Here is an 18,963-nt window from a genome sequence, read left to right on the forward strand (position 1 = left end):
ACGGAGGGTTAAAATGAATATAGAACAAATATTAGAAGCAATTGAAAACATGAAAGTTCTTGAATTAAATGAATTAGTTAAAGCTGCTGAAGAAAAATTTGGCGTATCTGCATCTGCACCAGTAGTAATGGGTGGAGCAGTAGCAGCTGGAGATGGCGGAGCAGCTGAAGAAAAAACTGAATTTGATGTTATCTTAACTGATGCTGGCTCTTCTAAAGTTGGCGTTATCAAAGTAGTAAGAGAAATCACAGGTCTTGGTCTTAAAGACGCTAAAGATCTTGTAGATGGAGCTCCAAAGCCAGTTAAAGAAGGTGCATCTAAAGAAGAAGCTGAAGAAATCAAAGGTAAACTTGAAGCAGCTGGAGCAAAAGCAGAAGTTAAATAGTTTTAAAAATACTTTAAAAATCAATCCCATGGATAGTATCCATGGGATTTTTTGATATGAAAGAGATTGGTTCTATGATATCTGTTGGGGGAGGTAACCCTCAGCAGATTTTTTTGGGTTCTTTGTCAACTGTTGTGGGATAGAAATTTGTGATATAAGAGATGCATTACAATGCGTAGGAGTTGGAAAATAAGAACAAGAGTAGATAACACGAAAGATTCATAAGTTTACAAAGTAATTGAGTAATAGTATAATTTAGAAAAATATATTAGAAATTTATAAAGATTACAGGCTTATACTAAATTACTTTGAAAATTGTAGAATACATATTAAAAAGAAATTTATGCCACTATCTTATGCAAAAATTTTTGTAATGAAAAATAATACTATATTTTCTTATGAAAGTCAGTATTAGAATTTATTTTGGCGACTTTTAGGTTGAGATGTTTTGAAAATAAAGAACTTAAAAAATAAAATTTAAGGAGCTGGCAATGGATATCAATTTGGTTGACCTTGGACTTCCAAACGGTATTTTATGGGCAGACAGAAATGTTGGTGCCAATTCACCTGAGGACTATGGTCTGCATCTGACGTGGGGAGATTTGACCCATCAGAAAAACTATTCAAAAGAAAATTACAAATATCTTAAAGATACAAAATATCAGGCTCTTGGAGATAATATTTCCGCAACACCTTATGATGCAGCAACTATGATGTATGGTGAGCCTTGGAGACTCCCAACACTAAAAGAAGCAAGAGATTTCATAAGCAAGAAATATTGTATTTTTACGCTGGAAACGCTCAATGGTATTGAGGGATACCGCGTTACAGGGAAAAAGACAGGTAATTCACTGTTCGTACCATTTGGAGGAATCATCATCGGGAAAGAAAACACATCTGCAACAAGTCAAGCTGTATATTGGACAGCAGAATTACAGCAAACATCTCCAGGAACCTTTTTTCCCTGTGGCTTTTATCTTGAATACTACGAGTACGACCCATACAGAAATCACTGGGGCTACATTAGTCCTTACTATGGGGCTACAATAAGACCGGTGCAAAGTAGGATAAAAAAGAGGTAGTGTGAATTAGTTACAACAATTCCAGTTTTTGGATTTGAAAACCATACAATATCGACATTTAAGACGCAGGAAATTCCGTCTTTTTTAAGTTTGTACTCTATGGGAGTTGCTCTAACGGGTGAAAGTCAAAAACAGCTATGTATTTAGACCAAACAGGTGAGCACAACAAGCAGTAAACAAAGTGTTAGAAATAATGAATGATGTCTAGGATTTGATAGTATACATAGACAAAAGAGAAATTCTTTGATTCAGTAAATCATAATAAACTAATGACGCTAATAGAAAAAACAATAGACGAAATAGTGAGTTTTACAATTTTATTTGAAACAGACTAGTGATATAATTATTGTATAGAATACTCATAATAGATAAATTAAAAAGAAACTTAAGAAAATTAATATTGATTATATCTATGATACCGCTATGTATTTTTACATATTTATTTGTTGTAAATGTTGCTGTATTTACTGATAGTGAAATTATATATAGAACATCAGAAAACATTGTTGGGGAAAAATATGACTATAGTCAAATTGAAAAGATAAGTGCGTATTTTTCTGATGGAGAAATAAAAAATCGATTAAATAATATTTATAAGGGAAGTTTTTTGTATGAAATTACTTTGCCAAACAAAAAATTTATAATAACTGAAACTAATAAAACGACAAATAAAAAATATTTTGAACCTTATACATACTCACAGGTTGTATATTTGGATAAAAAGCTTGTAGATATGGGCATAAATAAGTATTCATCAAAAGAAAATATTGAGTACAGCAAAAGGGATAAGGAGCATATAGACAAATTTTTGGGCATTATTGAAAATAAGTGAACTTGATTGTTATAAGTATTTCGCAGTTATCAAGGATTTTACAATGTCAGTTAGGTGTTGATAGAAATATTTTTTATAAATTATTTTATGTGAGTATAAGTGTCTATATTATTGTTATAATTTTACAGAGGCATAATTCTTTTAAAAGTGCTATAATATGATTGGAAATATAAGGTTTGTGGTATTATATGGAATGGATTTTTTATCAAAAATTGTTTTTTGTTAGGACTTTGTTAGTGATTTTACATAAATATTGCAAGCAATGAGGATGTGAAATAAATGAAGTATGATTTGCTTTTATCTATAGTGTTTTATGTTATAGGCTGCATATATGTGTTGATTGGAGCATACATCGTCATTACAAATTTTAAGAGTAAGATAAATCTTATTTTTTTAGGTATTTTGCTGTGTAGTTCTATTTGGTCATTTTCATTTGCTGTGTCAAATTATGCACAAACTGCTGAAGTTAGTAGGTTTTGGAGGAGTATTGCGACTTTTGGTTGGGGGATTATTTATAGTCTATTCTTACATTTTACTTTGGTTTTTACAAAATTTGAGCAAAAAATTCCTAAGAGATATACTTGGCTTGCTTATTTAATCATTTACGCTCCTGCTTTAATAAATGTTCTTCTTTTTTCTCCTTTTGGTTTTCCTGGCATAGAGCATTTTGTAATGGAAAAAGTGGATATTGGTTGGATAAACACACATAAACTAAATTTTTGGGATATATTTTATATTGCATATTATGTAATTTTTTCGTTTGCTAGCATAGTTTTGTTATTCATATGGTACAAAAATGCAAAGATGTCTGCTTTTGTTAGAAAAATGGCATTGGTAATGATTGTTTCTATAATTGTTCCTATTGTATTTGGCAGTATTACAGATACGTTTTTTAGTTTAATTGGTGTAAAATTTCCTGATATTGGTGTTATTTTCTTTATAATTCCTGTAATTGTCTTTTTTATTTCGATGAAAAAGTATGGTTTATTTTTACAGTTAAAGCAATATCGATATAATGGCATCGATGGGGAAGTCTCAGACACTTTATTATCAGATACAGACCGTTTACTTTTATTTAGAGTTGCAGGGATAGTAATTATTATTGGAGCGTTTTTAGCAAGTTTTCTTGGTTATTTTGTGTTTAGGCTACCAGTGCAAAAGAGTGTATACAATGGTGTGATTTTTTTCCTTTGTGGTGTATTATTACAGCTTGTTCCGATGCTTGTAAGAAAAAATTCCAATCAAAATATATTGTTTTTTATGGTTTGTTCTGCTTTGTTGGCATATATTGTTCAGCTGTTTTTTAATTCAGGAGCTCTTACTGTTTGGGCGGTATACTTATTTTTCCTTGAGTTTGCAGTGTTATTGGAGCAGCAGATTATAGCATTTTTTTTCATACTATTTGCTTTGCTTTTACAAGTATTTTTATGGATAAAAGTTCCCAGTGTCAATGTTACTATAGGCTATGTTGATTATTTGGTTAGGATTTTTGTCATAATTATTTCTTATGTGATTTTAAGATATGTAAATAATGAGTATCTTTTCAAGCTTTTGGGATATAAAAAATTACTCCAGCAGCAAGAGGTAATAGAAAAAATTTCTTCAAATTTTATATCTGTAAATATTAAAAATGCAAGACAAAAAATTGATGAAATGTTTGAAATGTGTTCAGTTATATTAGACTTTAATCATGCCTATCTATGTGAGTTCAGCGATGATAGAAAAGTAGCTACTATATTGAATGTTTGTTTAAAAAATAATATTTCGCCTTCGTTTTCTTATGAATATGGTATGAAATTGCCGATTACATTTTTCCCGCTTATAGAGGAAAATATTATGCAAAATCAAATTGTTGCTTGCAACAATATAATAAATATGGACTATGACTCTATGGGCAGTCAAAGAGAGTATTTTACCAGCAGGGGAGTTAATTCTTTTATTGCGTCTCCAATAGTAGTGTATGACGCGGTTGTAGGTATGGTTGTATTTGAGTATTATCAAAAACAAGAAGTACCTTTAAACAAGAGTAGGTTAAATATAGTCCAAATAATAGCAAATAAATTGGGAGAGATTAAAAAGACCACTTTATCAGAGGCAAAGCTTTACAATTTTGCGTATTTTGACCCTGTGACCAAGCTGATGAATATAAATTCAATTAAGGACAAAATAAAGGAAATCATAGAACAACGCTCTTATGATGAGCAATTTGCAGTATTTAAGATAGGGATTGGCAATATTCAAGAGATTAATGATGCTTTTGGATATGTTATAGGTAATTTTGTGTTGCAATCTGTATCTAATACCTTGGCATCTCTTATAGACGACAGTTATTTATTGGGTAGAACCGGAGACGGAGAATTTGCCATTGTAATGCTGGACTATGAGAACAAACAGCAGGCGGAATTATTTGCTAAAACTATAGTGAATACTTTTTTTAATCCTATAACTGTGAATGATAAACAAGAAAAGCTGTTTGTTTCAGTAAATGTGGGCATCTGTATATTCCCTGAAAACGGTACAGATGATAACGCACTTAAAAAGAATGCAAGCTTAGCATTATTTGAGTCTAGAAATAGTCCATCCTCAATAGAGTTTTTTTCAGATAAAATGCAAGACAAAATCATGCAAAATATTAAAATTAAAAATATGGCATATCATGCACTAGAATATAATGAGTTATATCTTGAATATCAGCCACAAGTAGACAGCGTGACGAAAAAAATTATAGGAGCTGAAACATTACTTCGCTGGATACCTAAAGGTGAAAAGAAAATAAGTCCAGAAATTTTTATACCGATTTTTGAGCAGACTGGAGTTATAAATGAAGTTGGACTATGGGTACTGAAAGCTGCAATTCAGCAGCACAAAAAATTGATAGAGCATGGACTAGCACCTCTACGCATTTCAGTGAATGTATCACCGGTGCAGCTTTTAAATGAAGAAATTTTTTTACAAGTATTAGAAATTTTGGCAGAAAGTAAAGTCGATATCAGATATATTGAGCTGGAGATTACAGAAAGTGCAGCATTAGTAGAGGACGTAAATATATTAGACAAATTAAATAAATTAAAGTTTTTGGGATTTTTAATGGCTCTTGATGATTTCGGCAAAAAATATTCCTCTCTTGGACGTATAGCGTCAATACCAACTGATATAATAAAAATAGACAAAAGCTTTATAGATGGAATAGGAATTAGCACAAAATCTGAGAAAATGATAAAAGTAATAATTATGATGGCTAAAGAACTGGATAATAAAGTAATAGCTGAGGGAGTAGAGACCAAGGAGCAATATGAATTTTTGAAAAAACTTTCATGTGACCAAATACAAGGCTACTATTTTTCTAAGCCTGTCTCAGGAGAAAAATTAGAAGAATTACTTATAAAGCAAAATAATGGAGAGCTTTGGAATGAGTTGTAGAATAACTTTTTAAAAATTAAATATACTGTTACAAAATTAAAGGTTCTATATATTTGTCAGACGTTTAGCCAACAAATATATAGAACCTTTAATTTTTATACCTTATATTAAACTTTTTGATTTAGCATATCCGGCATAGCTCACTGCTGCACAAAAGGCAATGAAAATTGGTACATAAACAGGGTTAGATAGAATTCCGCCAATTAATATTATAACAGAACCCAAAATAGCTAGAGTAGGGAAGATATATCCATAGAAATTACTGGTGATTTCATTTTTAGAACGTAGAGAAATTGATTTTAAATGCAACAAAATATATGCGGTGTATCCGAATACTATGGAAATTTCACTGATATCACTATTACCAAGTAGTCCATAGTGGTGTGTGATATAGTGAATAGCCATCCAAAATATTGAGATAATAAACACAATAAGAGACGGTCTTTTGCTAAATTTATCCGCAAATGGGAGCAGCTTACGTTCATTTAAAGCGGCTGGAAGTTGTGTATATCCTAAAACTAAGCCATTTAATACACCAAGTACGGAAATAAATATAAATACTTGTAAGATAAATTCACCTGCATTACCCCATATTGCTTGACCGGCTAGTCCAGCTCCGCCGTCTGAAGATGTAAGTATTGCCTCAGGTCCGACTAGTTTTATCATTCCAAGGAAATAAAGAACATAAACTAATAGAACAAATAGAGGACCTATAGTAAGTGCAAGGGGAATATTTCTATTAGGATTTTTTATTTTTCCTGTAATTGTAGTAGCAATAATCCATCCGTCAAAGGAGAAGGCTATAGGTGCAAGTGCTGCTAAAAATGCAAACTGACCAGTAGATGCTGTTTCAGTTTGAGACATACTCACGATTGCTGATGAACCTATTTTTAATGCAAATAGAGGTATTACAACCAATGGTATTAATTTAATAAAGGTAGTAACATTTTGTATAAAGCCACCAACCAAGATTGACTTACTATTTACTAAAAATAGTAATATCAAAGTGCAAAGCCCTACAAGCATTTCCAATTCAAAAGAAGAAGGTATGCCAAGTAATGCAACCAAGAACACGCCGCATACCCATGCGATAACAGCTGTTACTGTAGGAAAATATACATAAAAATAAAAATAAGACATAGCACCGCCCATATCCTTAGACAAAAAGCGGTCATAATAATCTATTACACCATTATCAGATTTTGTATGGCGTGCAATGTAGCTGATGGATAGTGCAGAAAAAATAACACAGAAAGCACCTATTAAAAATACTATAAGGCTGTTAAAAATATTACCTTGAGCACTTCTTAAAATATCGTCAGCTTTAAAAAATATACCTGAGCCAATTAACACGCCGACTACCATGTTTATTGCGGTGATTAGACCGAGTTTTCGTTGATTGTTTTCCATTTGATGAATCCTTTCAAATGTGTGATATTTTTTTAAAAAATTTAGCTTGGCTAAGATTATGTGAAATTTAATATAACAAAAATATATAATGACTGTCAATAAAAAATATTTAGTTTTTACAAAAAATGTTTCTTTTTTAACAGGGTGTAGGTTGCTATACACGCTATAATATTTATAATAATTAATACTACAAATCCATAAGAAGAACTTTGCAGGGGAACTGGCACATTCATTCCCCAAATACCTCCTATTATCATTGGTACAGACAAAATAATCGTAATAGAAGTCAACAGCAGCATAATGTCATTAAGCCTTTTACTGGTAAGACCATCAATCAACTCTCCGGCAGATTGTAGCATACCCATATAGGTTTGAATCATGTGGTCACAGTGAGCTATTTGAGTTTTAGTCATTTCATATTCTTTATCTTTTTTTATAATGCCTTTTTGTAACATTCCATCTACAACAAGGTTCAAGCTACCAACTGCGTTATCAAGCTGGCTCATAGAAATCTGTAGCTGATAAGCCAAAATCATTTCATTTTCAGAAGTATTTATTTTAATTTTTTCTACCAAAAATTTTATTTGGGCTTTAATTTCGTCCAGCTCATCCATATAAAAATCTAAGACTTTTTCTATAAAAGTCAATTCTAATGGAAAGTTTAAGATATTTGCTACATATTTTAAGAAAGTATCTTTATGATTGGCTAAAACAATTTTTTTCTTTGAAGTCAATATAACTACTATTGGCTGCATCATAAAATAGGAGTTAAGTTTGTAAGGACTATATAAATATAATAACTCAGCTCCACTTTGGCGGAATACCTGACGTGTGGTAAAATTGTCAAAACACTTTTCTAAGATTTCGATATCAAGCATAAATTCATCAGAAATTGCCCTAAGCTCTTTTTCATCAGGCTCAATTACATATAGAATTTGGTTATTTGCATCCTTTATGCTTGCCAAGCTAAGTACATTTTCCTGCTCATCTATTATCATAAATATTTCCTTTTTTAAATTGTAAATAGAAAAACATATTAATACTTACGCTAATAATGACCAATTTTTTACATCTAAAACATTGTCTACCCAATCTTCGTAAAAGTCAGGTTCATGGGAGATAAGCAAGATTGTATCCTTGTATTCCTTTAATGCCTTTTTAAGCTCATCCTTTGCATAAATGTCCAAATGGTTTGTCGGTTCGTCAAGAAGTAGTACGTTGGTTTTGCTGTTAAGGAGTTTGCATAATCTTACTTTAGCTTGCTCTCCACCGCTTAGCACCATTATTTTACTTTCTATATGATTTCTAGTCAGTCCACATCTTGCAAGCATACCTCTAACCTCTGCTTGATTTAGTGAGGGGAATTCATTCCATATTTCCTCCAAGCAAGTATTTTCATTGGCTTTTTTTATTTCTTGCTCAAAATAGCCTATTTCTAAAAATTCTCCCTTGGATATAGAGCCGGAAATTGGTTTAAGCTCTCCCATCAAGGATTTCATTAGAGTAGTTTTTCCAAGTCCGTTTGCACCGGTCAATGCTATTTTTTGATTTCTCTCTAGGTAAAAATCAATCGGTTTTGATAAAGGTTTTTTGTCGTATCCAATGACAAGATTTTTGGTAACAAATATATCTCTGCTTGGAGTTCTAGCTATTTTAAAAGTAAATTCCGGCTTTGGTTTTTCTTGCTCAAGTTCGATTATTTCCATTTTGTCCAATTTTTTCTGACGGGACATTGCCATATTTCTTGTAGCTACTCTAGCTTTATTTCTATTTACAAAATCTTGCAGGTCAGCTATTTCTTTTTGCTGTCTCTTATATGCTGCCTCAATTTGTTGTTTTCTAGCCTCTTTTATTTCCAAAAATTCTTCGTAGGTGGTTGCGTAACGGTCAAGCTTTAGGTTTTCCATGTTGTAAATCAAATTTATAACGCTTGTCAAAAATGGGATATCGTGTGAAATAAGGATAAAGGCATTTTCATAATTTTGCAGATATCTTGTAAGCCAATTTATATGCTCAACGTCTAAATAGTTTGTCGGTTCGTCCAGCAATAGTATGTCAGGCTTTTCCAGCAAGAGCTTTGTAAGTAAAACTTTTGTTCTTTGTCCGCCACTTAGCTGGTCTACTTTTTTATCCAGTCCAATATCAAAAAGTCCTAAGCCTCTAGCTGTTTCGTCTATTTTGGCGTCAATTATATAAAAGTCGTGATGTTCAAGTATATCTTGTATATCTCCGACTTCTTCCAGCATTTTGTCCATTTCTTCAGGGGATACATCTTCACTCATTTTCATATAGTAGTCGTTCATTTCTGTTTCAAGTTCGTATAAGTGAGCAAATGCTCCTTGTAGGACTTCTCTTATTGTCATGCTTGGCTCTAGTACGGTGTGCTGGTCTAGGTAGCCGGTGGTTACTCTTTTGTTCCATTCGACTTTGCCGGCATCAGGCTCAAGCTTGCCGGTAATAATATTCATAAAGGTAGATTTACCCTCTCCGTTTGCTCCGATTAATCCTATATGTTCGCCCTTTAATAGTCTGAATGATACGTCATCAAATATAGCTCTATCACCAAATCCATGGCTAAGATGTTCAACGTTTAATATACTCAAAATAATACTCCTATAGAAATTTCTTTATTTTAACATAGATGTTGATTATACTATATTTTTTGAAATTTTTAAAGACGAATAATTTACGAAATATTTTTGGCGAAGTAAAGGTAGGGGAGTTAGGTTTATTTATACAAAACAACTGATACTAAAATAGAACAGTTTAAAATGGACCCAATGTCAAGGACGAAATAAAAAAACCTATGCACTTAAAAGCAGATTTGTGTATTGAGCAGGAGTCAGCTTTTTCATATTCCACTGACTTCTATGATTTATGTATTCTTTCTTTACCAAGTATTTGTGGATCTAGTCCAGCTTCACTAAATATCTGTATTGCAGTTTTTCCGTTATTTGTATCTGCTATGAACTGTATTTTAAATTCATTTGTATATGTTATCGCTTTTTCAGATACCGATTTTACATATTTATTTCTTGACAACAAATCTATTTGTTCCGGTGTAAATATTATTTTACTCAACTTGATCACCTCTGTTTTATTATACATAAAAAGAACCATAGATGTAGACTTTTTTATTTGTCTACTTCTATGGATCCATTTTACCTCCATAACGTCTCCTTATTTTTCATTAATCAAATTATCACATAAATAGTCATTTGAAAAAAGTAAATACAATAATACCATAAATTAATTGAAGAATAAATATAAAGTTTAAATTATGTCAAATAAGTTGCATACTATCGCAAAATAAAAAGTTGACAATAGCTGCAATAGCAAATATAATCTGATTGTCGAAAGATATACTAATGTGAATGATTTTATAAAGGGGATGCAGTAATACAATGGATAGATTAAAAGAACTAAAAGAAGCTAAAACAGCAGCTGAGCAAGTCATAGCTAGGATAGATAATGCCACAAAATCTCTTGATAGTGCGAAGTCTTGGGGACTATGGGATATATTTGGAGGAGAATTTTTTAGTAGCTGGATAAAAAGAGGCAAAATTCAACAAGCAAATGCTGATATAAATGAAATTAGTAGCTCACTAGATACACTAAATAAAGAACTTGAAGATGTAAATATGCACCTGCCTGCTGAAATCAGCGATACATTTGCAGATAACGTATTTGATATGTGGTTTGATAACATTTTTACAGACCTTAGAGTTCAAGGAGAAATTAAAGACAAGCTAGTTGAGCTAAAAGCCTTTAGATACAGTATTATTAATCTAATTAATAATCTAAATGCTGAAATAACTGAATTGGAAAAGTAAATCAAAATCACAAGTTGAACTTATGGTATGCACTTAGCCATAGAAGTGCATATTATCTGATACCTCTCAAGTGGTATTTACAAGTACAGATTTTTTACAGGTTGCTTATAAAGCAGCCTTTTTTTATGCATTTGTATTCTTGCTACATATGAAATGGTTTATATATTCTTTGAATTATATCTAGTCATTTATTTTGATAATTGTAATTTGAAACATTATTATATAGTGCAAACACATTTAATGACTATGGTTCATCATATATTTTTCTAAACATAACATCAGAAATTTTAATTTGTATTAAACGTTTATCAAATTCTTTAATAATGTTTCTTGTTATGGTATAATTAAAAAAATGTTAATGAAAAATATTGGTAATTTTGATGATATACAATGATATATTAAATCAAAAGTTAAAGATAGGCTATAAATGGATAAATCAGAAGTGATAGGTTTAATAAAAAAAGATAAAAAAAGACTTACTAAGGCTAAGTTATTAATAATAGATTATTTTGAGGATAATACTGACTTTGTAGACGTGAACACTGTTTGTGAATTTATTGGTAGTTTTGCAGATGTTACTACTATTTATAGAAACCTTGAATATCTTGAACAGATTGGATATTTGGAACTATATATGAGGGATGATAAGCGGTGGTACAGAAAAAAGGAAGATTATGAGGCTCATGAACACTACATAACTTGTAAAATTTGTGGCAAAAAGGAGCTTTTACATTTTTGTCCTTTTACAAATTTGGAGAATAAGGATATTAAGGATTTTGATGTAAAGGAACATATATTTGAGTTAATAGGTATTTGCAACTCTTGTAGGAATAATAAGAATGAAAAATAAAATTAAATCTGATTTGAAAAAAATTAAATATTTAAAGCTTGATGATTTTTTTAAATCTACTCTAGTATTTGAAAAAATTAAAATGAATGTTAAAAAAAATGCTTATGAAAATAAGCTTTTTTATTACGAAAATGGGAAAACTAAGAAAATTTCAATGGATACGGATTTTGACATTGTAAGACTTTTTTCTTCTAGGGTAATTATATATTCGGCTAAAAAGAGGCAAGTGACAGGATTTTATATAAAAAATTTAGATACAAAAGACAAGAAGTTGCTTTTTGATATAGATTATGAGGTTCAGGATTTTGCAGTTACTGATGACAAGAAAATAGTAATTCTTGTAAATGAAAAAGATCTTATGGTAAATAACGAAACTAAGGTTGAAACCACTGATTTGAATTATCGATTTAATGGAAGTGGCTACGTTGCAGGTAGCGCTGGTAGAATTTTCATATATGACCTTATTTTAGGGCAGCTTAAAAAGGTAACTCCAAAGTGTCAGAATGTGGATTTTTTCAATCTTAATAAGAAAGAAAATAAGTTATTTTATCTGATTTCGGATAAAAACAATTTATATAATTTTAACACTCCATACGTTTATGATTTAGACAAGTGTGTTACAAAATGTTTATATGACAAAAAAGATTTTGAATTTACCTTCGTGGATTATATAGACAACAAGGTTGTTGCAGTCGCTACGAATTTCAAAAGATATGGATTAAATGAAAATCCTAAATTTTATGAGATAGAAAATGGAGCTCTTAACCTGTATTTAGAAAATGACTATGGATTTGAAAATACTATTACTTCTGATGTGCAATATGACCAAGTAGACAGGTTTTTGACTATAAAAGATAGCATTTATTTTCTATCTACTAGAGGAGATAAATGTAGTATTTATAGACTGATTAATGGAAAAGCTGAATTGTATTTTGATGAGCTGACAAGTGTGTCTGACTTTGTGATTACTGATGATGAGCTGGTAGTTACCGGGTTTAAGGATACAAATTTAATGGAGCTTTATTCCAAAAAAACTAGTATTGATGGTAAAAAAACACATGGAAAATTGAAAAAAATTACAAAACTTTCAAAAAAATTTGAAAAATCTAATAAAATTTATGAAATTGATAAATTTAAATGTGAGTTAAATTGTGATATAATATACGGATACATAATTTATCCTAGAGGGTATGACAAAAATTTAAATTATCCCGGGGTGTTGTATATCCATGGCGGACCAAAGATGGTGGCAAGTCATAATTTTAATTATGATTTACAATTATTAAGTGAGCTTGGCTATTTTGTATTTTATACAAACCCGCATGGTTCTGATGGTCTTGGTGACGAATTTGCAGATATAATGGGCAACTGGGGAAAGATAGATTATGATGACTTGATGAATTTTACCGATGTAGTTTTAAAAAATTTTAAGCAAATAGACAAGGATAGGCTGGCTGTAATAGGTGGGTCATATGGAGGATTTGCTGTAAACAGTATTATTACAAAAACTGACAGATTTAAGCTGGCTATAGCTCAAAGAAGTATTTCTAATTTTGTCAGTTTCTATGGCACATCTGATATTGGTGCGGTATTTACCTCAGACCAGTTAAATACAGAATATGATTTTGAAAAGTTGCTTGAATTTTCGCCGATAAAAAATGTTGACAAAATAAATACAAAATTATTGATAATGCACAGTGAAAAGGACTTTACTTGTCCACTTGAGCAGGCTACAGAGTTTTATACTCAGCTAAAGCTTAACGATAAAGATGTAAAGCTGATTATATACAAAAATGAAAATCACAATTTATCAAGAACAGGTTCACCTAAGTCTAGGGTTCAAAGATTAAGTGATATGAGTAAGTTTTTGACAAAAAATTTGTAATTTTAGCATATAATTTAATTTTATATTGGAGCTTATATGAGAAAAAAAGGTCTTTTAATAGTGGTTTCCGGACCGGCAGGTGTTGGAAAAGGTACTATATGCAAGGCATACATAAAAAGGTATGACGATGTGTTCTTGTCACGTTCTTCCACTACTAGGCAACCTAGAACTGGAGAAACAAATGGTGTGGAGTACGATTTTATATCTAAGCAAGAATTTGAAAGTATGATTGAGCATGATGAGCTAATTGAATATGTAAACGTATTTGACAATTACTATGGCACACCTAAAAAATGGGTTGATGAGCAAATAAATAAAGGAAATGACGTAATTTTGGAAATTGAAATTGTCGGTGCTATGAATGTAAAAAAAGTCTATGATGATGCGTTACTTATATTTATAATGCCACCATCCTCAGAAATTCTTGAACAGAGGCTAAGAGGCAGAAATTCAGATAGCGATGACCAAATAAAAAAGAGACTGGACAGAATGAAAAAGGAAGTACAAAAAATGACTGATTATGACTTCTTTGTAATCAATGATACAGTAAAAGACTCAGTAAAACAGATAAGAAGAATTATAAGGTCTCAAAGGTGCTCAGTAGAAAGATATGGAGCTGAGTACTTAGAAAAATATCTTAAATCTATGGAAAATAAGGAGAACTAATGTATAGCTATGTGCTTACTGCCGGTGTGATGGGCATAGATGGATTTAAGGTAGTGGTAGAGGCGGACATTAGTAAAGGGCTGCCGGGGATAACAATAGTAGGTATGCCTGATGCTGCAATAAAGGAGTCAAAGGACAGGATAAAGGCTGCGATTACAAATTCCTTTTTAAAATACCCGGTCACAAAAAAGATAGTAATAAATCTTTCACCGGCAGACATTAAAAAAGATGGTTCTCACTACGATTTACCAATTGCACTGTCAATTTTGAGTGAGAGTATACCATTTAGCGAAGAAAAATTAAAAACAACTGCATTTTTGGGAGAACTTTCATTAGACGGCAAGCTTAAACCGGTAAAGGCAACTACTGCACTTATTCTTGGACTGGTAGAAGAAAAAGAAATAAAATCAGTAATAATACCTGCATCAAGTGAAAAAGAGGCAAGCATGGTGCCTGATATTGATATTTTTCTTGCAGAGGATTTAAAACAAGTAGTAGAATATATGCAAGATAAGGTTGAGCTACCAAAGGTAAAGGAAGTTTTGACTTATGAGCCGATTAAGCCTGACAAAGATTTTTCTGACATAAAAGGTTCGTATCAGGTAAAAAGGGCGGCACAAATAGCGGCGGCAGGTTTTCACAATCTTATGATGATAGGACCTCCCGGCAGTGGCAAGACAATGATTGCCTCAAGAATGAATACCATTATGCCACCTTTAAGTGAAAACGAATATATTGAGGTTAGCAAAATTTATTCATTTTTAGGAGAGATACCGGACGAGATTATTTTAAGAAACAGACCGTTTCGTGCACCACATCATACCATCAGCTATGCGTCATTAATAGGTGGAGGCTCAAATGCAAACCCGGGAGAAGTGGTACTTGCACATGGCGGCATACTGTTTATGGATGAATTTTTGAACTTTGACAGGAGGCTTATTCAAGGACTTAGACAACCTATAGAAGATAGAGAGGTTACCATTTCAAGGGTAAATGCAAAATATACATATCCAAGCGGATTTATGCTGGTAGCTGCGACAAATCCGTGCCCTTGTGGATTTTTATACTCAACTGACCGTGAATGCACTTGTTCAGAGAAAAAAATCGATGATTATTTGCAAAAAGCCTCAGGTCCAATCTTGGACAGGATAGACATCTTTGTGGACACAATGTCTATAAAATATGAAGAGCTGACAGATAACAAAAAGTCTGAGCTTTCATCAGCGGACTTGAAAGAAACTGTTGAAAAAGCTGTAGCAATTCAAAAAGAGAGATTTAAAAAATTAAAAATTAATTATAATTCTCAGATGAACCCTAAGCAGATTGAAAAATATTGCATACTTGATGATGGAGCAAAAAAGCTCATGGAAACATATTATAAGACAGCAAATTTAACTGCTAGGAGCTATCATAGAATATTAAAGGTTGCTAGAACCATCGCAGATATGGACGAAAAAGAAAAAATCACGCAGGCTCATGTGGCAGAGGCTATAAACTTTAGAAAGGTTTATAGTAAATATTGGGATAGGAATTAAAATGGAAAAATTTGGAGATATTTTAATTTATATAATTAGTGCAGTTATCTTTTATTTTATTGGAGAATATGCAAAAAAGACAAAAAAACCAATGCACTTTTGGAGCGGGGATTCTATAGACCCTAACAATATAAAGGATATATATGAATATAACAGAGCTAATGCAAGAATGTGGAAACAGTATGCACTTTCATTTTTAATTTGCTCATTAGTAGTATACATTTATCCAAAGCTTTCAATAATTTTATTTATCATCAACCTTTTCGTTGGTATGGTAATAATGGTAATGCAATATGAAAAAATAACAAAACAGTATATGTATGACCCAAAAAATTATGTAATTAAAAGTAGAAAAAAATGAAAATTTAAATTAAACGGAGTATTTAATGGAAAACTTAGAAAAGACTTACAGTCCCAAAGAATTTGAAGACAAAATTTACAAAAAATGGGAAGAAGGAGAATATTTTAAAGCCCATATAAACAAAGGCAAAAAAACTTATTCAATAGTTCTTCCTCCACCAAATATAACCGGTCAGCTACACATGGGACACGCTCTTGACCATACATTGCAAGATATCCTTATAAGATTTAAGAGAATGCAAGGCTATGACACACTTTGGCAACCAGGCACAGACCATGCGTCCATCGCTACGGAAGTAAAGGTTGTAGATAAAATAAGAGCAGAAGAAGGTAAAACCAAGGAAGAACTAGGTAGAGAAGAATTTTTAAAACGTGCTTGGGAATGGAAAGAAGAATACGGCGGCAGAATAGTATCTCAGATGAAAAAACTTGGAGACTCCTGCGACTGGAGAAGAGAGCGTTTTACAATGGACGAAGGCTGTAACAAGGCAGTCGTAGAATTTTTCGTAAGACTTTATGAAGATGGATATATTTATAAAGGCAACAGAATAATCAACTGGTGTCCAAGCTGTAAAACTTCTCTTTCTGACGCAGAAGTTGACCACGAGGACACACCGGGTAATTTTTATCATGTAAAATACCAAATCGAAGGTACAAAAGACTTTGTAGAGCTTGCCACAACAAGACCTGAAACAATGTTTGGAGATACTGCAATAGCGGTAAATCCTAACGATGAAAGGTATAAATCACTAGTAGGTAAAAACGTAATACTGCCAATAGTAAACAAACCAATCCCGATAATAGAAGACGACTACGTTGACATGGAATTTGGTACAGGAGTAGTAAAAATTACACCATGTCATGACCCTAACGACTTTGAAGTAGGATTGAGACATGATTTGCCACAGGTGCTAGTTATTGGTGAAGACGGCAAAATGAATAAAAACGCCGGCAAATACGAAGGACAAGATAGGTTCGAGGCTAGAAAAAATGTAGTAAAAGAATTAGAAGAATTAGGAAATTTAGTTAAAATAGAGCCGCATGACCACAGCGTAGGACATTGTTACAGATGTCACTCCATAGTAGAGCCGATGACTTCCAAGCAGTGGTTTGTAAAAATGCAAGAGCTTGCAAAACCAGCTATAAAAGTATTAAAAGAAAATGAATTAAAATTTGTGCCTGATACTTTTGATAAAATATATCTAAATTGGCTAGAAAACATCAGAGACTGGAATATTTCAAGACAATTGTGGTGGGGACACAGAATACCGGCATATTACTGCCAAAAATGTGGCGAAATGGTGGTATCAAGAGAAGAAGTCCACACTTGCCCAAAATGTGGCTCAGCTATGAAACAAGATGAGGACGTACTGGATACTTGGTTTTCATCAGCACTTTGGCCATTATCTACACTTGGCTGGAACAGTGATGATGAAAGCTTCTTAGAGCATTATTTTCCAACAAACTGCTTAGTTACAGGCTATGATATAATTTTCTTTTGGGTTATAAGAATGGTATTTTCGTCTATGTACCTAAAAAAAGAAGTGCCGTTTAACGATGTGTTTATCCATGGCTTGGTCAGAGACTCCCAAGGTAGAAAAATGAGCAAATCACTTGGAAATGGTATAGACCCACTTCAGGTAATAGACGATTACGGTGCAGACGCATTAAGACTTACACTAGTTACCGGAAATAGTCCGGGTAACGACATGAGATACTATGATGAAAAAGTAATAGCCTCTCGTAACTTCGCCAATAAAATTTGGAACAGTGCAAGATTTATCTTGATGAACATTGACGAAGCAAATGAAATCACAATCGATGATGCACTAAAAGACCTTGAAATAGCAGACGAATGGATACTGCACAGATTAAACCAAGTAATAGAGCAAATGACAGCAAATCTTGAAAAATACGAGCTGGGTATGGCAGTATCCAAATTATACGACTTTACATGGGACGAATTTTGCGACTGGTATATTGAGCTTACAAAGAAAAGAATTTATCTTGATGGCGATGCAAAGAGCAAAAAAGTTGCACTTGCGGTATTGAAATATGTATTAAAAAATATCTTAAAACTATTACACCCATTTATGCCATTTGTTACAGAAGAAATTTGGTCACACCTTGGCGAAGAAGATATGCTAATAGTGGCAAGCTGGCCTGAATTTGACGAAAAATTTGTGTTTGAAAATTCTGATAAGAGCATGGAAGAAGTAATTTCAGCCATTACAAAGATAAGAAATGCTAGACAGGGTATGAACATACCACCATCTAAAAAGGCAAAGCTTTTCGTTGAAATTTTAGACCAAAGTAATGCTAACATATTCAAAGACACTACAGAATATTTTGTATCAGTGGGAGGAGCTAGCGAAGTATTATTTGACAGCGAAACTATGCCACAAGATGTGATAAAAATCATTACACAATACGCAAACCTTTATATACCAACCGGTGAATTAGTAGACTACGAAAAAGAAAAACAAAGACTTACAAAAGAAAAAGAAAAGCTAGTCAGTGAAATAGACAGAGTAGATAAAAAGCTTGCCAACAAAGGGTTTGTAGAAAAAGCACCGGCAGCATTAATTGAAGAAGAAAAAGCAAAAAAAGAAAAATTTGTAAAAATGCTTGAAGAGGTTAATGCTAGTCTAGCAAAAATTAATAAATAGTTAAGTATTTATTAATCTGAAATTCAGTTTTGAGAT

Annotated in this window: 15 protein-coding genes; 11 read left to right on the forward strand and 4 right to left on the reverse strand. The window is 32.2% G+C overall.

What is annotated here, in order from left to right:
- Window positions 1-13 precede the first annotated feature (13 nt).
- The 4 genes from rplL to BBG48_RS01745 all read left to right on the forward strand — a co-directional run bounded on the left by rplL (window position 14) and on the right by BBG48_RS01745 (window position 5,719).
- The gene (gene rplL, locus BBG48_RS01730; protein ID WP_068913725.1) at window positions 14-385 is read left to right on the forward strand and encodes a 50S ribosomal protein L7/L12; all 372 of its coding nucleotides are present in this window, start codon (window positions 14-16) and stop codon (window positions 383-385) included.
- Window positions 386-876: 491 nt separating this feature from the next.
- Entirely contained in the window at window positions 877-1,467 is a 591-nt protein-coding gene (locus tag BBG48_RS01735) for a hypothetical protein (RefSeq protein WP_068913723.1), read from the forward strand.
- Window positions 1,468-1,879: 412 nt separating this feature from the next.
- Complete coding sequence (locus BBG48_RS01740) at window positions 1,880-2,299, forward strand: hypothetical protein (RefSeq protein WP_147292820.1); 420 nt, start codon at window positions 1,880-1,882, stop codon at window positions 2,297-2,299.
- 279 nt (window positions 2,300-2,578) lie between these two features.
- Window positions 2,579-5,719 carry an EAL domain-containing protein gene (locus BBG48_RS01745; RefSeq protein WP_068913719.1) on the forward strand — a complete coding sequence of 1,047 codons (3,141 nt, stop codon included), beginning with the start codon at window positions 2,579-2,581 and terminating at the stop codon, window positions 5,717-5,719.
- A gap of 102 nt (window positions 5,720-5,821) precedes the next feature.
- Here the strand turns inward: BBG48_RS01745 and BBG48_RS01750 are convergent, their stop codons facing one another.
- From BBG48_RS01750 to BBG48_RS01765, 4 genes are all read right to left on the reverse strand, one after another.
- Complete coding sequence (locus BBG48_RS01750) at window positions 5,822-7,129, reverse strand: APC family permease (RefSeq protein WP_068913717.1); 1,308 nt, start codon at window positions 7,127-7,129, stop codon at window positions 5,822-5,824.
- A gap of 116 nt (window positions 7,130-7,245) precedes the next feature.
- Complete coding sequence (locus BBG48_RS01755; protein WP_068913715.1) at window positions 7,246-8,127, reverse strand: CorA family divalent cation transporter; 882 nt, start codon at window positions 8,125-8,127, stop codon at window positions 7,246-7,248.
- 45 nt (window positions 8,128-8,172) lie between these two features.
- On the reverse strand, window positions 8,173-9,732 hold the full coding sequence (locus tag BBG48_RS01760) for an ABC-F family ATP-binding cassette domain-containing protein (RefSeq protein ID WP_068913713.1): 1,560 nt from the start codon (window positions 9,730-9,732) through the stop codon (window positions 8,173-8,175).
- 265 nt (window positions 9,733-9,997) lie between these two features.
- Window positions 9,998-10,300 (reverse strand): HTH domain-containing protein, encoded by a 303-nt coding sequence (locus tag BBG48_RS01765; RefSeq protein ID WP_068914276.1) that lies wholly within the window; start codon window positions 10,298-10,300, stop codon window positions 9,998-10,000.
- Window positions 10,301-10,533: 233 nt separating this feature from the next.
- Between BBG48_RS01765 and BBG48_RS01770 the strand changes: the two genes are divergently transcribed.
- The 7 genes from BBG48_RS01770 (at window position 10,534) to BBG48_RS01800 (ending at window position 18,927) form a co-directional block, all read left to right on the forward strand.
- On the forward strand, window positions 10,534-10,962 hold the full coding sequence (locus tag BBG48_RS01770) for a hypothetical protein (protein WP_068914275.1): 429 nt from the start codon (window positions 10,534-10,536) through the stop codon (window positions 10,960-10,962).
- Between the two features lie 427 nt (window positions 10,963-11,389).
- Window positions 11,390-11,812: a Fur family transcriptional regulator gene (locus tag BBG48_RS01775; RefSeq protein ID WP_068914274.1), complete on the forward strand. Its 423-nt coding sequence runs from the start codon at window positions 11,390-11,392 to the stop codon at window positions 11,810-11,812.
- A complete protein-coding gene (locus tag BBG48_RS01780; RefSeq protein ID WP_068914273.1) occupies window positions 11,802-13,697 on the forward strand; it encodes an alpha/beta hydrolase family protein in 1,896 nt (631 codons plus the stop codon). The genes BBG48_RS01775 and BBG48_RS01780 overlap by 11 nt, the downstream gene beginning before the upstream one ends.
- A 36-nt stretch (window positions 13,698-13,733) precedes the next feature.
- Complete coding sequence (gmk, locus tag BBG48_RS01785) at window positions 13,734-14,363, forward strand: guanylate kinase (RefSeq protein ID WP_068914272.1); 630 nt, start codon at window positions 13,734-13,736, stop codon at window positions 14,361-14,363.
- Window positions 14,363-15,898: a YifB family Mg chelatase-like AAA ATPase gene (locus tag BBG48_RS01790; protein ID WP_068914271.1), complete on the forward strand. Its 1,536-nt coding sequence runs from the start codon at window positions 14,363-14,365 to the stop codon at window positions 15,896-15,898. Before gmk ends, BBG48_RS01790 begins: the two co-directional genes overlap by 1 nt.
- A gap of 1 nt (window position 15,899) precedes the next feature.
- Entirely contained in the window at window positions 15,900-16,259 is a 360-nt protein-coding gene (locus BBG48_RS01795; protein ID WP_068914270.1) for a hypothetical protein, read from the forward strand.
- A gap of 25 nt (window positions 16,260-16,284) precedes the next feature.
- Complete coding sequence (locus tag BBG48_RS01800; RefSeq protein ID WP_068914269.1) at window positions 16,285-18,927, forward strand: valine--tRNA ligase; 2,643 nt, start codon at window positions 16,285-16,287, stop codon at window positions 18,925-18,927.
- Window positions 18,928-18,963 lie beyond the last annotated feature (36 nt).

It is taken from the genome of Criibacterium bergeronii (assembly GCF_001693775.2).
GTDB lineage: Bacteria > Bacillota > Clostridia > Peptostreptococcales > Filifactoraceae > Peptoanaerobacter > Peptoanaerobacter bergeronii.